Origin of the sequence: Marinobacterium sedimentorum (assembly GCF_024267675.1) — a bacterium.
Taxonomy (GTDB): domain Bacteria; phylum Pseudomonadota; class Gammaproteobacteria; order Pseudomonadales; family Balneatricaceae; genus Marinobacterium_A; species Marinobacterium_A sedimentorum.
The window spans coordinates 1-212 of sequence record NZ_JALDYX010000216.1; the positions used below are offsets into that span (position 1 = coordinate 1).

The window sequence follows — 212 nt, forward strand, 5'->3', positions numbered from 1 at the left end:
CGTATCCTTTTACTTTTCTTCAGTACCGCGCTGGAATTCGCCCGCCGCTTTCACAAAGCCTGTAAATAACGGGTGACCATCGCGAGGCGTTGAAGTGAACTCTGGGTGGAACTGCGCAGCTACAAACCATGGGTGAGCTGGGTTCTCAATCACTTCAACTAGTTTCTTGTCTGCTGACAGACCAGAAACTTTAAGACCTGCTTTTTCAATCT

General features: G+C 48.1%; 1 protein-coding gene. It reads right to left on the reverse strand.

All coding sequences use genetic code 11. The features are described 5' to 3' along the window. Window positions 1–9 precede the first annotated feature (9 nt). A partial coding sequence (locus tag MRS74_RS23875; protein WP_438362358.1) for a glutamine amidotransferase-related protein occupies window positions 10–212 on the reverse strand: 203 nt, incomplete at its 5' end.